Origin of the sequence: Paraburkholderia piptadeniae, assembly GCF_900007165.1 — a bacterium.
Classification (GTDB): Bacteria; Pseudomonadota; Gammaproteobacteria; order Burkholderiales; family Burkholderiaceae; genus Paraburkholderia; species Paraburkholderia piptadeniae.
In genome coordinates, this window is sequence record NZ_CYGY02000223.1 from 1 (window position 1) to 1,158 (window position 1,158).

General features: G+C 56.6%; 1 protein-coding gene. It reads right to left on the reverse strand.

The window, feature by feature from the left end; all coding sequences use genetic code 11:
* Nucleotides 1-16: 16 nt before the first annotated feature.
* Nucleotides 17-556, reverse strand: a complete 540-nt coding sequence (locus tag BN2476_RS44855) for a hypothetical protein (protein ID WP_143811251.1) — start codon at nt 554-556, stop codon at nt 17-19.
* Between the last annotated feature and the right edge of the window lie 602 nt (nt 557-1,158).

The window sequence follows — 1,158 nt, forward strand, 5'->3', positions numbered from 1 at the left end:
TTTTGCCGGGTCAACTTCACATCTCGCGCGTGCTGTCCATGACCGTCCAGATTATGTCGATATCTATAGCCTGCGCTTTGACAGGGTCTACGAGCAGCGCAGCGCTCAATGCGTCGGCGGCAACGTATTGGCGATTCGTCGTAATTGCGGCAGCAAGCAGCGCTTTCCAGTATTCGACATTCCGCAGTCCCGGGGCAACGGCGCCGGCGCGAAGGATGCTCCCGTATGCGCCCTGCGAATCGCCACTTGCACTCTGACAAATCGAGAGTCCGACGTATGCGGTGAACCGCAATCGCACCTGTGCCCGTTTGAACTCCGGCGATGCCACGAGCGCAAGCAGCTCGATTTCGGCACCTTTATGGTCGCCGTCGTTCAATTTTTCCCACGCGGTGAGCAGCTTTCCGGCTGGGTCGCGGAGTGCGGGCGCGGGCGAGCTTGACGGCATCTGGAAGGTGCGCGTTGTCGCATCGGCGTGCAGTGACGTGATGCCTAGGCCCGTGATGGCCAGGCAGGCAGCCGCGAAAGCGGCGAACTTACGAATGGTCTTCATGTTCAACGGTGCTAGCCGCCACTTCTTGTCGTGCCTTCTACCCCAAGAAGGGGTAGTCGGGCCAAGCGGCGTTATAACAATGGGATATTGCTGTCCTAATGCTGCTCAATGTCTATCGGCAATCTCGTGATTGTCTTTAGTGTTCAGACTGGAACGCGTTTCCCTGAAGTGTTACTGAGGCGAACAGATGAACCTGTCCGCAATCAGCAACGCTGCACAGAATATAAGCATGGCGAAATCTATCAGCATATTAGGGAGTGTTTTTGAGTAATTCTTTTGTGGTTGAAATTTCTTCAAAATTGCATGGAAATTGCGATGATCTCCGTGATATACATTCCATGTCACACGTCGGCTGCGCACACGGCCACTGACGTTAGGGCCGCCTCTTCCGATTGAAGAGCTTCGGTGGTGACCGCTAGCGTGGACGGGTTTGGACCGGTGGCGCGCTAGGGATATCCGACCACGGGGGATGGGTCCTGAGATAACGGACGCGCTGGCGAAGCTAGAGGCGCGGGACCTGCAAATAGTCTGGCGGAACCATTGCATATGCGATGGTGGAAGGAGCCTCGGCGATACCGCCGGGGGCCTTCTGAGGTTGACCCGGTTCA